This window comes from Mixta sp. (assembly GCF_024610815.1).
In the GTDB taxonomy this organism is placed as follows: domain Bacteria; phylum Pseudomonadota; class Gammaproteobacteria; order Enterobacterales; family Enterobacteriaceae; genus Mixta; species Mixta calida.
Genome location: NZ_JANION010000176.1, coordinates 16,683 through 35,391, shown reverse-complemented (window position 1 = coordinate 35,391; position 18,709 = coordinate 16,683). Strand labels below are relative to the sequence as shown.

17 protein-coding genes are annotated in these 18,709 nt (G+C 58.6%); 10 read left to right on the top strand and 7 right to left on the bottom strand.

Annotated elements, in window-relative coordinates; genetic code table 11:
• Positions 1 to 100: 100 nt before the first annotated feature.
• The 5 genes from MYY08_RS13470 to mntR form a co-directional block, all read right to left on the bottom strand.
• Positions 101 to 1,642 carry an efflux transporter outer membrane subunit gene (locus MYY08_RS13470; RefSeq protein WP_038627171.1) on the bottom strand — a complete coding sequence of 514 codons (1,542 nt, stop codon included), beginning with the start codon at positions 1,640 to 1,642 and terminating at the stop codon, positions 101 to 103.
• Position 1,643: 1 nt separating this feature from the next.
• Entirely contained in the window at positions 1,644 to 3,212 is a 1,569-nt protein-coding gene (locus MYY08_RS13465; RefSeq protein WP_038627173.1) for a DHA2 family efflux MFS transporter permease subunit, read from the bottom strand.
• Positions 3,209 to 4,345 carry an HlyD family secretion protein gene (locus MYY08_RS13460; RefSeq protein ID WP_038630071.1) on the bottom strand — a complete coding sequence of 379 codons (1,137 nt, stop codon included), beginning with the start codon at positions 4,343 to 4,345 and terminating at the stop codon, positions 3,209 to 3,211. The genes MYY08_RS13465 and MYY08_RS13460 overlap by 4 nt, the downstream gene beginning before the upstream one ends.
• A 144-nt stretch (positions 4,346 to 4,489) precedes the next feature.
• Positions 4,490 to 5,596 (bottom strand): SLC13 family permease, encoded by a 1,107-nt coding sequence (locus tag MYY08_RS13455; protein ID WP_038630072.1) that lies wholly within the window; start codon positions 5,594 to 5,596, stop codon positions 4,490 to 4,492.
• A 25-nt stretch (positions 5,597 to 5,621) separates the two neighbouring features.
• On the bottom strand, positions 5,622 to 6,083 hold the full coding sequence (gene mntR / locus MYY08_RS13450) for a manganese-binding transcriptional regulator MntR (RefSeq protein WP_038627175.1): 462 nt from the start codon (positions 6,081 to 6,083) through the stop codon (positions 5,622 to 5,624).
• Positions 6,084 to 6,353: 270 nt separating this feature from the next.
• On the opposite strand from mntR, the gene MYY08_RS13445 reads away from it, so the two are divergent.
• The gene (locus tag MYY08_RS13445) at positions 6,354 to 6,569 is read left to right on the top strand and encodes a hypothetical protein (RefSeq protein WP_038627177.1); all 216 of its coding nucleotides are present in this window, start codon (positions 6,354 to 6,356) and stop codon (positions 6,567 to 6,569) included.
• 95 nt (positions 6,570 to 6,664) lie between these two features.
• On the opposite strand, the gene ompX is transcribed toward MYY08_RS13445, so the two are convergent.
• Positions 6,665 to 7,177, bottom strand: a complete 513-nt coding sequence (gene ompX, locus MYY08_RS13440) for an outer membrane protein OmpX (protein ID WP_038627179.1) — start codon at positions 7,175 to 7,177, stop codon at positions 6,665 to 6,667.
• Positions 7,178 to 7,569: 392 nt separating this feature from the next.
• Here ompX and rhtA point away from each other — a divergent pair, with 392 nt between their 5' ends.
• The 6 genes from rhtA to ybiO all read left to right on the top strand — a co-directional run bounded on the left by rhtA (position 7,570) and on the right by ybiO (position 14,529).
• On the top strand, positions 7,570 to 8,481 hold the full coding sequence (gene rhtA / locus MYY08_RS13435; protein WP_038627180.1) for a threonine/homoserine exporter RhtA: 912 nt from the start codon (positions 7,570 to 7,572) through the stop codon (positions 8,479 to 8,481).
• Between the two features lie 377 nt (positions 8,482 to 8,858).
• Positions 8,859 to 9,362 (top strand): DNA starvation/stationary phase protection protein Dps, encoded by a 504-nt coding sequence (dps, locus tag MYY08_RS13430; protein ID WP_038627182.1) that lies wholly within the window; start codon positions 8,859 to 8,861, stop codon positions 9,360 to 9,362.
• 340 nt (positions 9,363 to 9,702) lie between these two features.
• The gene (gene glnH / locus MYY08_RS13425) at positions 9,703 to 10,449 is read left to right on the top strand and encodes a glutamine ABC transporter substrate-binding protein GlnH (protein WP_038627184.1); all 747 of its coding nucleotides are present in this window, start codon (positions 9,703 to 9,705) and stop codon (positions 10,447 to 10,449) included.
• Between the two features lie 95 nt (positions 10,450 to 10,544).
• Positions 10,545 to 11,204, top strand: a complete 660-nt coding sequence (gene glnP / locus MYY08_RS13420) for a glutamine ABC transporter permease GlnP (protein WP_084970776.1) — start codon at positions 10,545 to 10,547, stop codon at positions 11,202 to 11,204.
• The gene (glnQ, locus tag MYY08_RS13415) at positions 11,201 to 11,923 is read left to right on the top strand and encodes a glutamine ABC transporter ATP-binding protein GlnQ (RefSeq protein WP_038627188.1); all 723 of its coding nucleotides are present in this window, start codon (positions 11,201 to 11,203) and stop codon (positions 11,921 to 11,923) included. Before glnP ends, glnQ begins: the two co-directional genes overlap by 4 nt.
• Positions 11,924 to 12,255: 332 nt before the next feature.
• Entirely contained in the window at positions 12,256 to 14,529 is a 2,274-nt protein-coding gene (gene ybiO, locus MYY08_RS13410; protein WP_376749024.1) for a mechanosensitive channel protein, read from the top strand.
• Between the two features lie 3 nt (positions 14,530 to 14,532).
• On the opposite strand, the gene rlmF is transcribed toward ybiO, so the two are convergent.
• Positions 14,533 to 15,468 carry a 23S rRNA (adenine(1618)-N(6))-methyltransferase RlmF gene (gene rlmF, locus MYY08_RS13405; protein ID WP_288014547.1) on the bottom strand — a complete coding sequence of 312 codons (936 nt, stop codon included), beginning with the start codon at positions 15,466 to 15,468 and terminating at the stop codon, positions 14,533 to 14,535.
• 124 nt (positions 15,469 to 15,592) lie between these two features.
• Between rlmF and MYY08_RS13400 the strand changes: the two genes are divergently transcribed.
• The 3 genes from MYY08_RS13400 (at position 15,593) to MYY08_RS13390 (ending at position 18,707) form a co-directional block, all read left to right on the top strand.
• Positions 15,593 to 16,225 (top strand): flavin reductase family protein, encoded by a 633-nt coding sequence (locus MYY08_RS13400; RefSeq protein ID WP_038627193.1) that lies wholly within the window; start codon positions 15,593 to 15,595, stop codon positions 16,223 to 16,225.
• A gap of 97 nt (positions 16,226 to 16,322) precedes the next feature.
• Positions 16,323 to 17,408 (top strand): aldo/keto reductase, encoded by a 1,086-nt coding sequence (locus MYY08_RS13395; protein WP_288014545.1) that lies wholly within the window; start codon positions 16,323 to 16,325, stop codon positions 17,406 to 17,408.
• Positions 17,409 to 17,516: 108 nt separating this feature from the next.
• Positions 17,517 to 18,707 (top strand): M20 aminoacylase family protein, encoded by a 1,191-nt coding sequence (locus MYY08_RS13390; RefSeq protein WP_052133923.1) that lies wholly within the window; start codon positions 17,517 to 17,519, stop codon positions 18,705 to 18,707.
• Positions 18,708 to 18,709 lie beyond the last annotated feature (2 nt).

Genomic DNA, 18,709 nt, shown 5'->3' with positions numbered 1-18,709 from the left:
GGCTTAAAGAGACAGAGAAAAAACAGAGAAAGGGACGCGGCTGAGGAAAGCGCATTGCCGCCGGGTCTGTCCCGGCGGCGTGATAACTGCGCGGCTGAGGCTAGCTGGCGGGCGTCGCCGGGCCGAACACCGAATAGTCGGGCAGCTGCACGTTCTGATAATTCTCCCAGCCGCCGCCGAGCGCTTTATACAGCGCGACCAGGTCAAGACTGCTCTGCACCCGTGCCTGCTCCGCCTGCTGTTTCGCCTGCGACAGCTGACGCTGCGCATCCAGCACGTCGAGGAAGGTGGACAGCCCTTTCTTGTAGCTGTCGCTGGCGAGGTCGAAGCTGCTTTGCAGCGCGCTGACCGTCTCATCCAGCTGCGTTACCCGCTCCTGATCGGTGCGGTAGCTGACCAGCGCGTTTTCCACATCCTGCAATGCGGTTAGCACCGTCTGGCGATAGTTAAGCGCCGAGCTGGCCTGCTGCGCGCGCGACAGCCTGACGCTGGAAACCAGCCTGCCGCCCTGGAAAATCGGAATCGACAGCGCCGGGCCGTAACTGTAGAAGTGGCTGCTCCAGTTATCAAGATATGAAGCATCGGTGTTGCGCACGCCCAGCTGGCCGGTAAGCGACAGGCTGGGGAACAGCTGCGCCACCGAGACGCCGATATTGGCGGTGGCGGCGTGCAGATTCGCCTCCGCCTGGCGAATGTCGGGACGGCGGCGCGCCAGCGTAGAGGGAATGCCGACCGGCACCGCCGCAGGCAGCGCGGGCAGCGGCCTGGGGCGCATCAGCTCGGCGTCCAGCGCGCCCGGCGGCTTGCCGATCAGAACCGCCAGGCCGTTCATCGCCTGACGCGCCTGCGCCTGATACTGCGGCAGCTGCGCGCGCAGTGAACTAAGCTGGGCGCGAGCATTTTCCACATCCAGCTGCGGTGCCAGGCCGTTGCGCTGCTGGCTCTGCGTCAGCTCCAGCGTCTGTTGCGCCACCTCGATTTGCGTTTGCAGCGTTTGCGTCACCGACTGCGCGCCGCGCAGCTGTAAATAAGCGCGCGCTACCTCCGCCTCCAGCGAAACCAGCGCATCGTTGCGGCTCTCGATCGATTCCTGCTGCTGCGCCCCCGCCGCTTCCACCTGACGACGCACTTTCCCCCACAGATCCAGCTCCCACGAGGCGTCAAAGCTGCCCTGATAGAGGCTGATCGGCTGCGTCAGGCTGTCGAGCGACGAACGCAGCTCCGGTGCGTTTTGATCGAGCTGATTATAGGCGCCGTTCGCCTCCAGCATCCCTTTCGCTCCCAGCTGCTGACGCCGCGCCGAGGCGTTGCCGTTCACCGCGGGAAATAGTCCGCCGCGCGCCTGCGCCAGCTGCTCGCGCGCGCCGGCGATGCGCAATACCGCCTGTTGTAACGACAGGTTGCCGGCGATAGCACGATCGATCAGGCTATTAAGCTGCGGGTCGTTAAAGCTTTTCCACCAGCTGGCGCTGGGCGCGCCGGGCTGCGGACGTGACGCCGCCTGCGAAGGCAGGTCGCGCCAGCTGGTCGGGGTTTGCGCCTGCGGCGGCTGGTAATCGGGGCCGACCGCGCAGCCCGCCAGCAGCAGCGACAGCGCCAGCAGGCCGGGGCGGGGACGGGTTAACTGCCTGGTAACGTTCATGTCAGTGCGCTCCTGCACTGCCTTCGCTTTTAACCGGCGAAAGCAGTAAACATAAGGGAATCAAAATAAAGGCGACGATGCCCAGTCCAATAAACACATCCACATAGGCGAGAATACGCGCCTGAACGATCATCTGCTGATAGAGCTGACCGGCGGCCAATGTCAGCGGATCGCCCGCCGCCGAAGTGTAATCGCGGATCGCCTGCGCCCAGCGCTCAAGGGTAATGTTGAACTGCTCGTTCAGCGGCGTCATGTTATGCACCAGATGCGCGCTACGTACCTGCTCACGCTCAGTGATCGCGGCGGTAGAGAGCGAAATGCCGATCGATCCCGCCACGTTGCGGAACATAGTGAACAGCGCCGAGGCGTCGGCGTTCAGATGCTGTGGAATGGTGGCGAACGCGATGGTGGTCAGCGGCACGAACAGGAAGCCGAGGCCGACAGACTGCGCGCTGCGCATCAGCACCAGCGTAGTGAAATCTACCTGCGGCGTCAGCGTTGCGGAGTAGAACATCGACAGCATCAGGCAGGTAAAGCCGAAGGCGATAATCCAGCGCGTCTGCACCTTCGGCATCAGCTTCAGCACTAGCGGAATCGTCAGCACGATCAGTATCGCCCCCGGCGACAGCACCAGCCCTGACCAGGTGGCGGTATAGCCTAAATCCTGCTGCGCCAGCTGCGGCAGCACGACCGAGCTGCCATAGAGGATCATCGCCATGCCCGCCATCAGCAGCCCGGAGACCCAGAAGTTGCGATCGCGCATCACGCCGATCTCCACGACCGGGCGACGGGCGTAGAGCAGCCAGTAGACCGCGCCGACCAGACCGATAAAGGTCATAACGCCGAAGAACTGAATAAAGTGCGAGGAGAACCAGTCTTCATCTTCGCCGCGATCGAGCATCACCTGCAAACAGCCGAGACCGAGCGTAATCAGGCTGATGCCGATATAGTCGATGTTGATTTTGCTTTTTGCCCAGCGCCGTTCCCACGGCGGATCTTCCAGCAGCTGATAGATCGCCAACGCGGAAAGGATACCCACCGGCACATTAATAAAGAAGATCCAGCGCCAGCTGTAGTTATCCGTTATCCAGCCGCCGAGCGTTGGCCCCACGACCGGCGCGACGATAATCGCAATCGACGACAGGCCGAACGCCTTGCCGCGATCTTCCGGCTTAAAGTAATCGAGCAGCACCGACTGCTGCACCGGTTGCAGCCCGCCGCCGAAAAAGCCCTGCAGGATGCGGAACAGAATAATCTGCCACAGCTCGGTGGCGATGCCACACAGGAAGGAGCAAGCGGTAAACATCACAATACAGATCAGAAAGTACTGCTTACGCCCGAACAGGCGGCTGAAAAAGGCGGATATCGGCAGCACGATGCCGTTCGCCACCAGATAGGAGGTCAATACCCAGGTGGATTCGTCATAGCTGGAAGAGAGCGTGCCGGCGATATGCGGCAGCGCCACGTTGACGATGGTGGTATCCAGGATCTCCATGAATACCGCCAGCGTCACCGTTATCGCCACCAGCCAGGGGTTGCTGGCCGGCTGCCAGCTTTGGCTCGGACTCATTCCACCGTAACCTTAGGCACCACGGAGAGTCCCAGCGGCAGAGGTTTATTCGGGTCCAGGCCTTTGTCGATAACGATTTTTACCGGTACGCGCTGGACGATTTTTACAAAGTTGCCGGTGGCGTTTTCCGCCGGGAAGGTTGAGAAGCGCGAGCCGGAACCCATCTGAATGCTGTCGACATGACCTTCCAGCGCCATATCAGGCCAGGCGTCGACGCTAATAGTGACCCTGTCACCAGGGTTCATACGCTCCAGCTGTGACTCTTTAAAGTTGGCGGTTACCCAGATATCGGGCGACACCAGCGAAAAGAGCGAGCTGCCTGCCTGAACCAGGGTGCCGGTCTGTACGTTGCGTTTGGTGACGAAGCCGTCGTAAGGGGCGCGCACCTCGGTATAAGAGAGATTCAGCTCGGCGGTATTCAGCTGCGCTTTCGCCTGTTCGACCTGCTGACGGCGCGCTTCGACGTTGGTTTCCTGCTGCCGGATCTGCAACGACACCTGCGATGCCACTTCCACCTGCGCTTTAGCGCTCTGCAACTGCGCCTGGGCGGAACGCAGCTGTGCGCTGGCGGTATCGATATTGCGTTGTGACGTCGCACGCGGATCGACGCCGCGCAGACGGCGGTAGTCCGACTCGGCGTTAAGCAGATTGGCTTCCGCCTGCGCCTGCTGCGCCAGCGCCTGATCGCGCTGCGCCGGATACTGCACGCGCGCCAGCGCCAGCTGCGCCTCCGCCTGATGCAGCTGCGCCTCGGCCAGCGCCAGCTGCGCTTTGGCCTGATCGCGCTGCGCTTCGGTATCGCGCGGGTCAATCACCAGCAGCAGATCGCCTTTTTTCACCCGCTGGTTATCGTTTACCAGCAGCTTTACCACGTAGCCGGACGTTTTCGCCGCAATCGTGACCGCGTTGCCTTCGGTAAAGGCGTCGTCGGTGGTCTCTTCATTACGCGTGGTGAACCAGAAGAAAAACGCTACGATCAGCATCACTATCACCACAATGCCAAGGATGATTAGCGGTTTTTTTCCGGGCCGCTTACGCGGTTTATCCTCATCCTGCCGCTCCTGATTCTGCTGCGCACTGGCGTCCTGCTGCGATTTTTCATCATCTGAAGGCGTATCGTTTGCTTGCGTCATGGGCATTTATCTTCCTGGGAAATAACAGTCAATCCTGAAATTACAATCAAGCTTAACCATAGAAAGAAAAATGACAAATACCAGGGTTCATTGACAATTAGCGACGCTCCGCTGCGGCAACCGCATGCGGAGCTAAAACGGCCTTTAGCCCAGCAGCAGCCAGAGCAGCCAGCCGGAGAGCGCGGCCCAGGCCAGCATTGGCACGGAGAAGAGATGGAACTGCCACCAGATGCGCCTGTCCTGCGCCATGCGCAGCGCAATCAAATTGGCCAGCGAACCGGGCAGCAGGCCAAAGCCGCCGATATTGACCGCCCAGGCCAACAGCGCGTTGGCGGGCAAAAACTGCAGTAGCAGGATGGTGGCCGGCACGTTGCTGATCGCCTGCGACAGCCCCAGCGCCAGCAGGTAATGTACCCCTTCGCCCGCTTGCGTCAGCGACTGCATCGCCTGTTGCAGCGCAGGCAGCTTTGTGAGCAGATGCACATCGACAAACATCGCCATAAACACCACCAGCAGGCTCCAGTCAATCTGCAATAGCACCCGTCGCGCCAGCAACAGCAAGGCAACGGCGATCGCCAGCAGCGCCCACGCCGCCAGCTTCAGCTCCAGCGCCGCGATAAACAGCAGATAGAGCGCCACGCTAAGCCACAAAAGCGAACGCTGCCAGTTGATCGGTTGCTGCGTTTGCTGCTGGATCACGCGCGGACGAAAAGAAAAGGCGGTCAGTAGCAGCAGGCTCAGCATAATAAAGGCCGCAGGCGGCAACATCTGCCACATAAAAGCGCCGAAGCTTGCGCCGCCCTTCCCCCACAGCAGGATATTTTGCGGATTGCCGATGGGCGTCAGCATCGAGCCGGCATTCACCGCCAGCGCCTCGAAAATAATCAGGCGCGTTACCGGCAGCGTGGTCGCCTGGCGCAGCGTCAGGGTCAGCGGCACCAGAATAAACAGCGCCACGTCGTTGGTCAGGAAGGTGGAAAGCAGCGCGGCGCCGGCCACCATAAACAGCGCCAGCGCGCGCTCATGGCGAAAACGACGGATCAGCTTGCGTCCCAGCACGTCGAAATAGCCGCTGGCTTCGATGCCGCGCGTTAGCATCAGCAGGCCGCACAGCGTCACGATAGTGTGCCAGTCGATGGCGGCGGGCAGATCGCGCCAGTGGAACGGCGCTATGCAGGCCAGCAGCAGCCCCAACAGCAGCAGCAAATGCAGGAAACGATCGTGCAGGAACGGCTTAATCAAGGTTGCCATCATGGCTTACGTTCCAGAAGAAAAGTTATTGACGACTTTCGTAGAATTGACGGAAAACGCTCAGAGTTTCATCGCTGACGTGATGTTCGATCCCCTCCGCGTCGCGGCGCGCGGTATCCGGGCTGATGCCCAGCGCCAGCAAAAACATCTCAACTACATGGTGGCGCGCGCGGCTCTCCTCCGCCAGCTTCTCGCCCTCATGGGTCAGAAACACGCCGCGGTAAGGCACCTGCTCTACCAGCCCGGCGCTGCCGAGCCGCTTCAGCATTTTTGCCACCGTCGGCTGCGAGACGCCAAGCCGCGCGGCCATATCGACTTGGCGCGCCTCGCCAAACTCGCGAATCAGATCTGATATCAGCTCAACATAGTCATCAATTAACTCACGGCGATGCGCTTCGCGGACCTGTCGGAACCCTTCGACATGCTCTTCTATTTCTTTTAACGGCCCGTTAACCCTGGCGGGGGCCGGCTTTGCGCGACGACTCATTCAGCTTCCTCTTATTCTTCAACCGGTCATGATCAGACACTGCCGGCGTACAGGTGGCTCATTGTAAACCATCAGCAACGAAGCACAAATTTTCGCTAATTAGCATTAGCTAAAGGATATAGCCAGTGCTATATTTGTTGATAAAGTAATCAGCCTGCGTAACAGCTAAGGCGTCTGAAATGAACGAACCTTACCTGCTGTTGTTAATGTTTCTGCTCTTTATCGCAGGGCTGTGCATGTTAATCGTCAGACGATAAACCGGAGGTCTCCATGAACACAATGAAACGCTGCCTGGACTGTGGCAAATGTGTTCAACGCACACGCCAGGCGGATGCGGGCTGGAAGGGAATGCTCTGTCTGCTGACGCGCTCGCCTTTTCGCCTGCGCTTAGCGCTGCTGGACATGCTGACCAGCGGCTGCGCCGAAACCGAGCGCTGCCCGCGCCTGATTTGGCGCGGTTCGGCAGACGCCAGCCCACGCTGCTGATACCGGCATTATCTGAAAACGCAAGTGTTGCGGATAGCGCCCATAAAAAAACGGCCCCCTGAAGGGCCGTTTTTGTTATCCTGCCTGCGGCAAGATTAGAAGCTGTAGCCGACGCCTGCGATCCAGGTGCCAACGTCAACGCTGCGGATACGGCTCTGCTCGTAGCCTACGTCGATAGCGAAGTTTTCATACGGGTTGAACTGCAGACCAGCGCCGTAAGAGAAACCAACATCGCTGGAGTCGGTTTTGTTATAGGCAGCCTGCTCGTTCTGCTGGAATTTACCGTAGCCGATACCTACTACGCCGTAGATGCTCGCCCAGTCGTTGAAACGGTAAGCCGGACCACCGGTGATGCTGTAGTACTGGCCTTTGTTGTAAAAGCCGTCTTCGCTACGATCTTTCTCGGTGTAGGTGAAAGAACCGATCCAACCCAGCGGGTTAGAACCGTCTTCGTAACGATATTTCAGGTTGAAGCCGTTAGCTTTGTTCGCAACGCCCTGCATATCGCTCTGAGCGTAACCGCCAGTAACGGTGCTTTGCGCCATTGCGGAACCGGCAGTAACTGCCAGTACACAAGCCAGTGCTGAAAGACATGCAATTTTTTTCATAACCACCTCAAATGTGATAGTACTTCTCTCCTGACAACGCTGAAAATATAACAAAACTCAGCGGGAAACTCTGCCTTGAAATCATTGTCTAACAACGTGTTTGGTGTAACAGAAAGTTAATGAAGTGTCGCAGGTCATTCTTTTTTCTTATGTTTTTCCTGTTTCACTCCGCCGAATTCAGACGATCAAAAAAAGGTTCATTAAGATAGTTCTTAAATAAATCTGACATTTCTTTACGCAAAAACGGCCTTGCTGACGAAAAAATCACCGCTCTCAGCAGAAAATTTTTTTACCCAAACGGCAAAATTTTCTCGCGCCGCTGACCTTTTTGACGCTCAACGGTACACTGTCGATTCATTATCTTTCTATGGATTATTGAGGCAGGTTACAGGATGTCCTTCCGCTCTTTTCAGACCACGCTCACATCATCGCAAACCTTGTTGCCGGTTATTGTCTTGCTGATAGCTATGATCTCTATTCAGGGCGGCGCGGCGCTGGCGAAGTCGCTGTTTCCCAGCGCAGGCGCTACCGGCATCACCGCGCTGCGTCTCAGTCTCGGCACGCTGATCCTCTGTCTGATTTTCAAGCCATGGCGACTGCGCTTCAACGCACGGCAGCGTAAGGCGCTGATAGTGTACGGTCTGGCGTTAGGGGCGATGAACTATCTCTTCTATCTCTCTATCCGCACCGTGCCGCTGGGCGTAGCGGTGGCGCTGGAATTCACCGGCCCGCTGTCGCTGGCGCTGTTCGGATCGCGTCGCGCCATCGATTTTATCTGGGTGCTGCTGGCGGTGTTGGGGCTGTGGTGGCTGCTGCCGCTGGGTCACAGCCTCAGCCATGTCGATCCGCTGGGCGCGGCGCTGGCGGTCGGCGCAGGCGCCTGCTGGGCTATCTATATTCTGGCGGGACAGCGCGCCGGGGCCGATCACGGACCGGCGACCGTGGCGATGGGATCGATTATCGCCGCGGTGATTTTTGTGCCGCTGGGGGTCACTTTTGCCGCAGACGGCATCTGGCAGCTCTCTCTGCTGCCAATTGCGCTGGCGGTCGCCATTCTCTCCACCGCACTGCCCTATTCGCTGGAGATGGTGGCGCTGACGCGTTTACCTGCGCGCACCTTCGGCACGCTGATGAGTCTGGAACCGGCCATGGCCGCTCTTTCCGGCATGCTCTTTTTAGGCGAGTCGCTAAATCTGATGCAGTGGCTGGGCCTGCTGGCGATTATCGCCGCCTCCGCCGGTTCCACGCTAACCAGCCGTCCACGCGGCGCGTCCGTCGCCCCGTCAGGTAAGCCAGCCGATTAATTGGCTGCGACTATTCTTATTCAGTCTGGGTTAACAGACTGAATAAGCATTCGTTTATACCCGTTTATTTTGACTAAGCGTGCGGCCGACGGCGCAATTATATTTTGTTAAACTTTATAGCATTAATTATTAATGACATTACACAGAACAGAACCCCGAACTAATCCATTAAAACTCAAATAGTTAAGTAATTTTCCTGCCGCACAGCCTATTTACTCCTCTTTGTTTAAGCGCGTCAGCAATAAGAAAACCTGTTTACAGGCAATTCGATAACTACTATTCGTTCGATAGGCGGCAACTTCCCTGCAGGTCGAAAAACCGGTGCTATACTTAATTCCGTGCTTAATTAGGACATACGACATTAGAGGATATTAATGATGAGTACCGCAAAACTGGTTAAAACGACATCTTCCGATCTGATCTACACCCGTAACGACGTGGCAGAGAGTGAGAAAAAAGCCACTATCGAGGTACTTAATCGTCTGGTTGTCGAATTTATCGACCTGTCGCTGATCACTAAACAGGCGCACTGGAATATGCGTGGCGCTAACTTTATCGGTGTACATGAAATGCTGGACGGCTTCCGTACCACGATTACCGATCATCAGGACACCATGGCAGAACGCGTTGTACAGCTGGGCGGCGTTGCGCTGGGCACGGCGCAGGTTGTCGCGGATAAAACGCCGCTGCAAAGCTATCCGCTGAATATTCACAGCGTACAGGATCATCTGAAAGCGCTGGCGGATCGCTACGGCCTGGTAGCTAACGATGTGCGTAAAGCCATCAGCGAAGTCAAAGACGAAGACACTGCGGATATCCTTACCGCCGCTTCGCGCGACCTCGACAAATTCCTGTGGTTTATCGAATCCAATATTGAATAACTGACGCTGAACCTCATTTAGCGCTTACAAGCGGATGGCATGCCATCCGCTTTTTTGTGCTTTTGTTATCGTTTTATGATTTATTTAACACTTCCTCTACTTTTCCATTCCCCTCTGCCCCATTTTCAGGCTCAATCTTTTACGCATACGCACCACTATGTCGCACTGCACCAAAAAATATCACCAATTTGGTGCAACAGCAGAATAATCTGAAACCTCAGGCTGTTTTAGCCTGTTAGACACTTGTTTTCGCTGATAAAGAAAAGTTGGCATAGATTTTTCATATGACCACAGGCAATAGCGGCGCGTCGCGCGTCGCATCGGTAATAAGGATAAAATGATGAAGTCTGTTTTTAAGCTTTCCCTTGCCGCTTTAGCGCTGGCCTTCGCCGTCTCCTCCACGGCGGCGGAGAAACAACTGGTCGTCGCCACCGACACCGCGTTCGTCCCGTTTGAATTCAAAAAGGGCGACAAATATGTCGGTTTCGATATTGATTTATGGGATGCCATCGCAAAACAGCTGAACCTCTCATACAGCCTGAAGCCGATGGATTTCAGCGGCATCATTCCGGCGCTGCAAACCCGTAACGTCGATCTGGCGCTGGCGGGCATTACCATTACCGACGAACGTAAAAAAGCGATCGACTTCTCTGACGGCTACTACAAAAGCGGCCTGCTGGTCATGGTCAAAGCGAACAACAATGACGTGAAGGGCATCAACGATCTGAACGGCAAAGTGGTGGCGGTGAAAAGCGGCACCGGCTCGGTCGATTATGTGAAAACACATATTAAAACCAAAGATCTGCGTCAGTTCCCGAACATCGACAACGCCTATATGGAATTGGGTACCAATCGCGCGGATGCGGTGGTGCACGATACGCCGAATATCCTTTACTTCATCAATACCGCAGGCCGTGGCCAGTTCAAAGCGGTCGGCGACTCGCTTGAAGCGCAGCAGTATGGCATTGCGCTGCCGAAAGGCAGCGACGACCTGCGCGAGAAGATCAACGGCGCGCTGAAAACCCTGCGCGACAACGGCACCTACAACGCAATCTATAAAAAATGGTTTGGCAGCGAACCTAAATAATTTCAGGCCTGAAGGCGCTTAACACGTCAGGGATGCTGCGGCATCCCTGCGTTTATCTATTGCAACAATGACGGATATTTTCCGGAGAAAACACCATGGAATTCGACTGGAGCGTCATCTGGCCAGCCCTTCCCCTCCTGCTGGAAGGGGCCAAAATGACCCTACTGATCTCAGTACTCGGCCTGCTGGGCGGGGTGATTATCGGCGTGATCGCCGGTTTCGCCCGCGCCTACGGCGGCTGGCTGACCAACAACATCGCGCTGGTTTTTATTGAGCTGATCCGCGGCACGCCGATCGTGGTGCAGGTGATGTTTATCTATTTCGCCCTGCCGATGGCCTTCCCCGACCTGCGCATCGATCCTTTCACCGCTGCCGTCGTCACCATCGTGATTAACTCCGGCGCCTATATTGCGGAAATCACCCGCGGCGCCGTGCTGTCAATCAACAAAGGCTTCCGTGAGGCGGGCCTGGCGCTGGGCCTGTCGCGTCGGGAAACGCTGCGTTACGTGATTATGCCGCTGGCGCTGCGCCGTATGTTGCCGCCTCTGGGCAACCAGTGGATCGTCAGCATTAAAGATACCTCCCTGTTTATCGTGATCGGCGTGGCCGAACTGACCCGTCAGGGCCAGGAAATTATCGCCGGTAACTTTCGCGCGCTGGAGATCTGGAGCGCGGTTGCGGTTATCTATTTGGTTATTACGCTGGTGTTAAGCTTCGTGCTGCGTCGCCTTGAAAAAAGGATGAAAATCCTGTGATTGAATTTAAAAACGTCTCCAAGCATTTTGGTCAAACCCAGGTGCTGCACAATATCGATCTGAAGATCAACCAGGGCGAAGTGGTGGTGATTATCGGGCCCTCCGGCTCCGGCAAATCGACCCTGCTGCGCTGCATCAATAAGCTGGAGGAGATCACCAGCGGCGACCTGATCGTCGATGGACTGAAGGTCAACGATCCGAAAGTGGATGAGCGCCTGATCCGCCAGGAAGCGGGCATGGTTTTCCAGCAGTTCCACCTGTTTCCGCAGATGAGCGCGCTGGACAACGTCGCGTTCGGTCCGATCCGCGTGCGCGGCGCCAAAAAAGAGGCGGCGCATGAACTGGCGAAACAGCTGCTGGGCAAAGTTGGGCTGGCCGATCGCGCCCATCACTATCCGTCAGAGCTGTCGGGCGGCCAGCAGCAGCGCGTCGCCATTGCGCGCGCGCTGGCGGTAAAACCGAAAATGATGCTGTTTGACGAGCCGACCTCCGCGCTCGACCCGGAGCTGCGCCATGAAGTGCTGAAGGTGATGCAGGACCTGGCGGAAGAAGGAATGACCATGGTTATCGTCACTCATGAAGTGGGTTTCGCCCAGCAGGTGGCGTCGCGCCTGATCTTTATCGATAAAGGCCGCATCGCTGAAGATGGCGATCCGCATACGCTGATCACTAACCCGCCCAGCGAGCGCCTGCGCGAATTTTTACAGCACGTCTCCTGATGCGCCGCAGGCGGGGTTCGCCCCGCCTGTTTTTACTGCCGCCGCTTTATCTCTCTGCTCATTCCGCTTCCCTGTTTCCCCTCTGCTGAGCGCCCGCGTCGTCTCTCTGCGTCGCCCTGCCGCCTCGCTTTTCCGCTTTACTTTAGAATTCAGCACATTCGTGCAAAAAGCAGCGTCTATACTCTACACCATTCAGGCTACATGAAGGCCGAATCTCAGAAGCTTACCTCGGCCGGATTGCGCGATAAGCGCCGACGTCCATGCAGCCCGACATAAGACGAGTCTATGCTTTGCAGGCAATGCCGCCGTATTTGTTGCCGTTGGGGAGAAAGATGTTGGGAATGAACGCCGCGTGGTTACGCCTGCGCAAAGGGATGCTCTGTTTACTGTTTTTCATGTTGCTGCCAGCGGCCCACGCGGTTTCCATGCCCGCCGCCGCCGTCGCCAGTCAGAAAACGCAGCCAGCCGCCGAGGCGGCCCCGCATGAACCCACGGTGGAGGAGAAAAAGGCGGCCTACAGCGCGCTGGCCACCATTCTGGAAAATGAGCAGTCGCGGCAGGAGCTGATTGAACAGCTGCGCAACGCCGCCGCCAGCCCTTCGGATACCGCTGCGCCGGAGTTGACGCCGCCCGGCGTCGAAGAGGAAGAGGAAAAAACCGTCCTGCAAAGCGTGACCGACGTGACGCGCGAGTATGGCGGCCAGTTCGCGGGCAGCTTTATCCGTCTTTATCACAATATCGTCTCCGCGCCGCATAAATCCTTTAACCAAAAAACCTTTTTCAACGCGCTTAACCACTTTCTGATGCTGGCGATGGCGCTGTTCGCCTTCTACTGGGCGATCCGTATGATGGTATCGCCGCTCTATCGGCGCATGGGACGCTGGGGGCGTAAGAAAAGCAACCAGCCCGGCAGCTGGCTGCATCTGCCGCTGACCCTTGTCGGCGCGTTCGTCATCGATCTGCTGCTGCTGGCGCTGGCGCTGTTTGTGGGCCAGATCCTGAGCAATAACCTGAACGGCGGCAGCCGCACTATCGCTTATCAGCAGGGATTGTTCCTGAACGCCTTTGCGCTAATCGAATTCTTTAAGGCGGTGCTGCGGCTGATCTTCTGCCCGCGTTATCCCGATCTGCGCCCCTTTCCTGTCAGCGACGTACGGGCGCGCTACTGGCATACCCGTCTGAGCTGGCTGAGCGGCGTCATCGGCTACGGTCTGCTGGTGGTGGTGCCTATCGTCTCGAACCAAATTAACGTGCAGGTTGGCGCGCTGGTTAACGTGGTAATTATGGGCCTGATGACCGGCTGGGCGCTGTGGCTGATTTTCCATAACCGACGCCGCATCCAGCGCGAGCTGATCGCCCTTTCCGAGCGTTCGCTCTCTTTTTTCTCGCTGTTTATCCGCGCCTTCGCCTTTATCTGGCACTGGATCGCCAGCGCCTATTTTATCGTGCTCTTTTTCTTCTCCATCTTTAACCCCGGCGGCAGCCTGAAATTTATGATGTCGGCGACGGTGCGCAGCCTGGCGATTATTGGCGTCGGCGCGCTGATTTCCGGCATGCTGACGCGCTGGATCAGCAAAACCATCACCCTGTCGCCGGAGCTGCGCCGCACCTACCCTGAGCTGCAAAGGCGGGTAAACGGCTGGATCTCTTTTATGCTGAAGGCGGCGCGCATTCTGACGGTGTTCGCCGTGGTGCTGCTGTTGCTGAACGCGTGGAACCTGTTCGATCTCTGGTACTGGCTTACCGCAGGCGCCGGGGAGCGGCTGGTGGATGTGCTGATCCGCGTCTTTATGATCCTGTTTTTCTCCGCGGTGGGCTGGACGCTGCTGGCGAGCCTGATCGAAAACCGGCTCGCCTCCGATATTCATGGCCGTCCGATGCCGAGCGCGCGCACGCGCACGCTGCTGACGCTGTTCCGTAACGCGCTGGCGGTGGTGATCAGCACCATCACCATCATGATCGTACTGTCGGAGATTGGGGTGAACATCGCGCCGCTGCTGGCGGGCGCGGGCGCGCTCGGCCTGGCGGTCTCTTTCGGTTCGCAAACGCTGGTGAAGGATATTATCACCGGTATCTTTATCCAATTTGAAAACGGCATGAACACCGGCGATCTGGTGACTATCGGCCCGCTGACCGGCACCGTCGAGCGCATGTCGATCCGTTCCGTCGGGGTGCGCCAGGATACCGGCGCCTATCACATCATTCCCTGGTCATCGATCACCACCTTCGCCAATTTTGTGCGCGGCATCGGATCGTTTGTCGCCAACTACGACGTCGATCGCAGCGAGAACAGCGATCTGGCGAATGCGGCGCTGCGTTCCGCCGTGGAGGCATTGATGGCGCGCGAAGATATTCGCCCGCTGGTGATCGGCGAGCCGAACTTCGCCGGCCTGGTGGGGCTGACCGAGCGCGCCTTTACCGTACGCGTTTCGATCACCACTCAGCCGCTGAAGCAGTGGACGGTGCGCTTTGCGCTGGATGAGATGGTGAAAAAACATTTCGACGCAGCGGGCATTAAGGCGCCGCGTCAGACGGTGCAGGTGATTCAGGAGAGCGAAGAGACCACCGGCGCGGCGGCGGTGAAAAGTCTGCCGGCGCCGGAATAAGCGTCAGGGGCGCGGTTTCATCAGCCGCGCCCGCGCGGCGTCGTCCTGAAAACTCCAGGCGATAAAGCGGCTCTGCTTCTGCCCCTGCGCCATATCGATAATACGCACCTCGCGCGCGCCAACGCTGGTCAGCGCCTGGCGCAGCGTCGGAAGGTTTTCGCGGCGTGAAACCAGTGAGGTAAACCAGACTACCTGCCGCGCGTAATCGATACTTTCGGCGATCATCTGGCCGATAAAGGCTTTCTCGCCCCCTTCGCACCACAGCTCCGCCTGCTGGCCGCCAAAGTTCAGCGGCGCATCTTTCGCCAGCCCCAGGTTGCGCGCCTTACGCGCGCTGCCTTCCGCCGCCTGCTCGCTTGAGGCGTGGAACGGCGGGTTACACAGCGTCGCCTGATAGAACTCGTTCTTATGGATGATGCCGTGGAAAATCTTGTCGCTCTGCGCCTGGCGACGCAGGCGGATGCCGCGGCGCAACGTCGGATTGGCGTCCAGGATTGCGCCCGCCGCCTTCATCGCCTGCGCGTTCACCTCGGAGCCGGTAAAACGCCAGCCATATTCACGATAGCCAATCAGCGGATAGATGCAGTTGGCGCCGCAACCGATATCCAGCACGTTAATATCGCGCGGCGGCTGGCCGCCGTTGTCCGTCGCCAGCAGGTCGGCCAGATAGTGCAGATAGTCCGCCCGTCCCGGCACCGGCGGGCAGAGGAAACCTTCCGGGATATCCCAGCGTTCAACCTGATAAAAATGTTTCAGCAGCGCCTGGTTCAGGGCTTTCACCGCCTGCGGATCGGCGAAATCGACCGACTGGTCGCCGCGCGGCGTGATAACAATAAAGGGCTGCAACGGCGGATGCGCGGCGATCAGCGCGGGAATGTCATAGCGTTCGCGATGACGGTTACGGGGATGCAGTTGGTTTTTAGTGGCGGGCTGTTTCATCAGGCTCTCTCTCTGGTAACGGCGCGTAAGATACCCGCTGCGGAAAAAAGCGTAAACAATTGCCGCGCTTTTTTTCGCGCTGAACAGGCTAAGATGTGAAGATTCATTCCCGATAAGGATAACTATGTCTCGTCAACGCTACTCCTACCAACCGCGCGTCGGCCACGGCCTGCCGCACGATCCGCTGAACGCCATCATCGCGCCGCGCCCTATCGGCTGGATCAGCTCGCAGAGCGCAGCTGGCGTGCGCAACCTGGCGCCCTACAGCTTCTTTAACTGCTTTAACTACCATCCGCCGATTATCGGCTTCTCCAGCCAGGGTAAAAAAGACAGCGTGCGCAATATTCTGGAAACCGGCGAATTCGTCTGGAATCTGGTGACGCGTCCGCTGGCGGAGGCGGCCAATGAAAGCTCTGCGTCGGTGGCGCATGAGGTGGATGAGTTCGCCCTGACCGGCCTGACGCCGCTGACGGGCAGCCATGTCAACGCGCCGATGGTGGCGGAAAGCCCGGTCAACTTTGAGTGTCGCCTGACGCAGCATTTGCAGCTGCACAACGCTGACGGCGAGCCGCTGGAGGGCTGGCTGATCCTGGGCGAAGTGGTGGCGGTGCATATCGACCCCGCGCTGCTGGAAGAAGGGATCTACCAGACCAGCAAAGCGCAGCCGGTGCTGCGCGCAGGCGGCCCCAGCGCCTGGTACGGCATCAGCGAGGATCAGCGCTTCGATCTGGTGCGCCCCGATGCCCGTAAAACGTAGCGCCGCAGCCGGGCGTAGCCCGGCTTTTGCGTGATCGTCGTCACTTAACTACGCTAAAACGTTAACGGCTTAACTTAACGACGATGCGGAGGAAGTGATGCAATATCGACAGCTCGGTCAGTCCGGCCTTTATCTTTCAACCCTGACGATGGGCACCCTTACCTTTGGCGGCAGCAACGGCTTCGAGAAGGTCGGCAACGTGGATGCGCGCACGGCGCGCCGCTTTCTGGAGATTGCGCTGGAGGCGGGCGTCAACTGCGTCGATACCGCCGATCTCTACTCTAAAGGCGAAGCGGAAAGCGTGCTGGGCGAAGCGTTAGGCGACCTGCGTCAGAAGGTGATTTTGATGACCAAGGCGCGCAGCCCGATGAGCGACGATCCCAACGACAGCGGCGCTACCCGCCATCATCTGATCAAATCGTGCGAAAACAGCCTGCGCCGCCTGAAAACCGACCATATCGATATTCTGCAAATCCATAACTGGGACGGCGTGACGCCGGTTGAAGAGACGCTCTACGCGCTGGAGTCGCTGGTGCAAAGCGGCAAAATCCGCTACTGGGGCACCTCCAACTATAGCGGCTGGCAGATGATGAAAACGCTGGGTAAGGCGGAGCAGCTGGGGCTCAGCAAACCTACCAGCCAGCAGATCTACTACACGCCGGAATCACGCGAGGCGGAGTTCGAACTGCTGCCGCTGGCGCTTGACCAGAATGTCGGCACGCTGATCTGGGGGCCGATGGGCGAAGGGCTGCTGACCGGCACGGTGCGACGCGGCGAGAAAACCTCTGCCGACTCCCGTCAGGGCAACGGCTGGACCGAACCTTATGTGCACAATATGGATCACGCCTACGACGTGATCGAGACGCTGGCGCAGGTGGGGGAAGAGCTGGGCGTTTCGCCGGCGCGCGTTTGTCTCGCCTGGCTGCTGACCCGTCCGGGTATTACCTCGCTGATTGTCGGCTCGCACACCGAAGCGCACCTGCGCGACAACCTGGCGGCGGCCGAGCTGCAACTGAGCGACGAACAGCGCACGCGCATTGAAAAAGCGACCCGTCCGGCGCCGCGCTATCCTTACTGGCATCGCTATACCGCCGGGATGGATCGTCTCGATCCGGCCGAAGAGGTGTTCCTGCGCGAATATTTCGACACGCTGGAAAACCGTCGCGATCTGAAGATCAAATAGCCCGCGCGTCCGCGTTTTCCGCGCGGACCGATAGACGCCCCCGATTCTCTCTTCTAGAGTGAGGATAAGCCGCCATGCAACGAGGCATGGCCAGAAGAGAGGACCGCTATGAGCTTACCCGCAGCGTTGATTGAAGAGGCGGTGCAGTGGCGCCGTCAGCTGCACGCCCGGCCGGAGCTGGGCTATCAGGAACAGAATACCGCCCGTTTCGTGGCGGAAAAATTGCGCAGTTTCGGGTTACAGGTAGCGACCGGACTGGCGGGCACCGGCGTCATCGGCACGCTGGAGACCGGGCCGGGCGAAACCATCGGCCTGCGGGCGGATATGGACGCGCTGCCGGTAACCGAGCTGGGAGAGGCCGCCTGGCGCTCGCAGCAACCCGGCGTCATGCACGCCTGCGGTCACGACGGCCACACCGCCATGCTGCTGGCCAGCGCCAAATGGCTGGCTCAGACGCGCCGCTTCAGCGGCACCGTCCACTTTATTTTCCAGCCGGCGGAGGAGAACCTCGGCGGCGCGCGCAAGATGGTGGAGGAAGGATTATTTCAGCGTTTTCCAATGGATGCGGTCTATGCGCTGCATAACTGGCCGGGGCTGCCGGTAGGCGAGATTGCGGTCAACAGCGGCGCGATGATGGCCTCGCTGGATTCGTTTGACATTACCCTCACCGGGAAAAGCTGCCACGCCGCGATGCCGGAAAGCGGCGCCGATCCGCTGGTGGCGGCGGCGCAGCTGATCCTGGCGCTGCAAACCATTCCGGCGCGTCGGTTGTCGCCGCTCGCCTCGTCGGTGGTCAGCGTCACTCAGATTCAGGGCGGCGAAGCGATTAACGTTATCCCCGAAACAGTCACGCTGCGCGGCACGGTGCGCTGTCTGCAAAGCGAAGTGCGGGAAAAGGTGCTGGCGCTGGTGGCGTCGTTCGTTCATACGCTGCCGCAGCCCATGGGCGTCGAGGGGCAGATCCGCTGGTATCCCGGCTACCCGGTGACGCAGAACGACGCCGAGGCTGCCGCGCTAATCCGCAAGGTGGCGACAGCGCAGTGCGGCGCTGAGAAAGTACGCTGGCAGGTGAATCCGTCGATGGCCTCAGAAGATTTCGCCTGCATGCTGGAAGTATGTCCCGGCGCCTACTTCTGGCTGGGCGCTGATGGCGAAACGCCCTCTCGCCCGCTGCACAACGCCAGCTACGACTTCAACGATGCGCTGATTGAGCATGGCGTCGCCTTTTGGCAACGGCTGGTAGAAACCCGCCTGCCGCGCGCGGCAGGCTCAGCTTCTGCTGTCGCAAACTCAGCGTAAGA

What these genes read in the sequence shown, in the direction of transcription:
- MYY08_RS13470 (WP_038627171.1), bottom strand. Translation starts at nt 1,642, where the DNA reads ATGAACGTTACCAGGCAGTTAACCCGTCCCCGCCCCGGCCTGCTGGCG.
- dps (WP_038627182.1), top strand. Translation starts at nt 8,859, where the DNA reads ATGAGTACCGCAAAACTGGTTAAAACGACATCTTCCGATCTGATCTAC.
- MYY08_RS13445 (WP_038627177.1), top strand. Translation starts at nt 6,354, where the DNA reads ATGAACACAATGAAACGCTGCCTGGACTGTGGCAAATGTGTTCAACGC.
- MYY08_RS13390 (WP_052133923.1), top strand. Translation starts at nt 17,517, where the DNA reads ATGAGCTTACCCGCAGCGTTGATTGAAGAGGCGGTGCAGTGGCGCCGT.
- MYY08_RS13465 (WP_038627173.1), bottom strand. Translation starts at nt 3,212, where the DNA reads ATGAGTCCGAGCCAAAGCTGGCAGCCGGCCAGCAACCCCTGGCTGGTG.
- MYY08_RS13400 (WP_038627193.1), top strand. Translation starts at nt 15,593, where the DNA reads ATGTCTCGTCAACGCTACTCCTACCAACCGCGCGTCGGCCACGGCCTG.
- MYY08_RS13395 (WP_288014545.1), top strand. Translation starts at nt 16,323, where the DNA reads ATGCAATATCGACAGCTCGGTCAGTCCGGCCTTTATCTTTCAACCCTG.
- mntR (WP_038627175.1), bottom strand. Translation starts at nt 6,083, where the DNA reads ATGAGTCGTCGCGCAAAGCCGGCCCCCGCCAGGGTTAACGGGCCGTTA.
- rhtA (WP_038627180.1), top strand. Translation starts at nt 7,570, where the DNA reads ATGTCCTTCCGCTCTTTTCAGACCACGCTCACATCATCGCAAACCTTG.
- ompX (WP_038627179.1), bottom strand. Translation starts at nt 7,177, where the DNA reads ATGAAAAAAATTGCATGTCTTTCAGCACTGGCTTGTGTACTGGCAGTT.
- rlmF (WP_288014547.1), bottom strand. Translation starts at nt 15,468, where the DNA reads ATGAAACAGCCCGCCACTAAAAACCAACTGCATCCCCGTAACCGTCAT.
- glnH (WP_038627184.1), top strand. Translation starts at nt 9,703, where the DNA reads ATGAAGTCTGTTTTTAAGCTTTCCCTTGCCGCTTTAGCGCTGGCCTTC.
- MYY08_RS13455 (WP_038630072.1), bottom strand. Translation starts at nt 5,596, where the DNA reads ATGGCAACCTTGATTAAGCCGTTCCTGCACGATCGTTTCCTGCATTTG.
- ybiO (WP_376749024.1), top strand. Translation starts at nt 12,256, where the DNA reads ATGTTGGGAATGAACGCCGCGTGGTTACGCCTGCGCAAAGGGATGCTC.
- glnP (WP_084970776.1), top strand. Translation starts at nt 10,545, where the DNA reads ATGGAATTCGACTGGAGCGTCATCTGGCCAGCCCTTCCCCTCCTGCTG.
- MYY08_RS13460 (WP_038630071.1), bottom strand. Translation starts at nt 4,345, where the DNA reads ATGACGCAAGCAAACGATACGCCTTCAGATGATGAAAAATCGCAGCAG.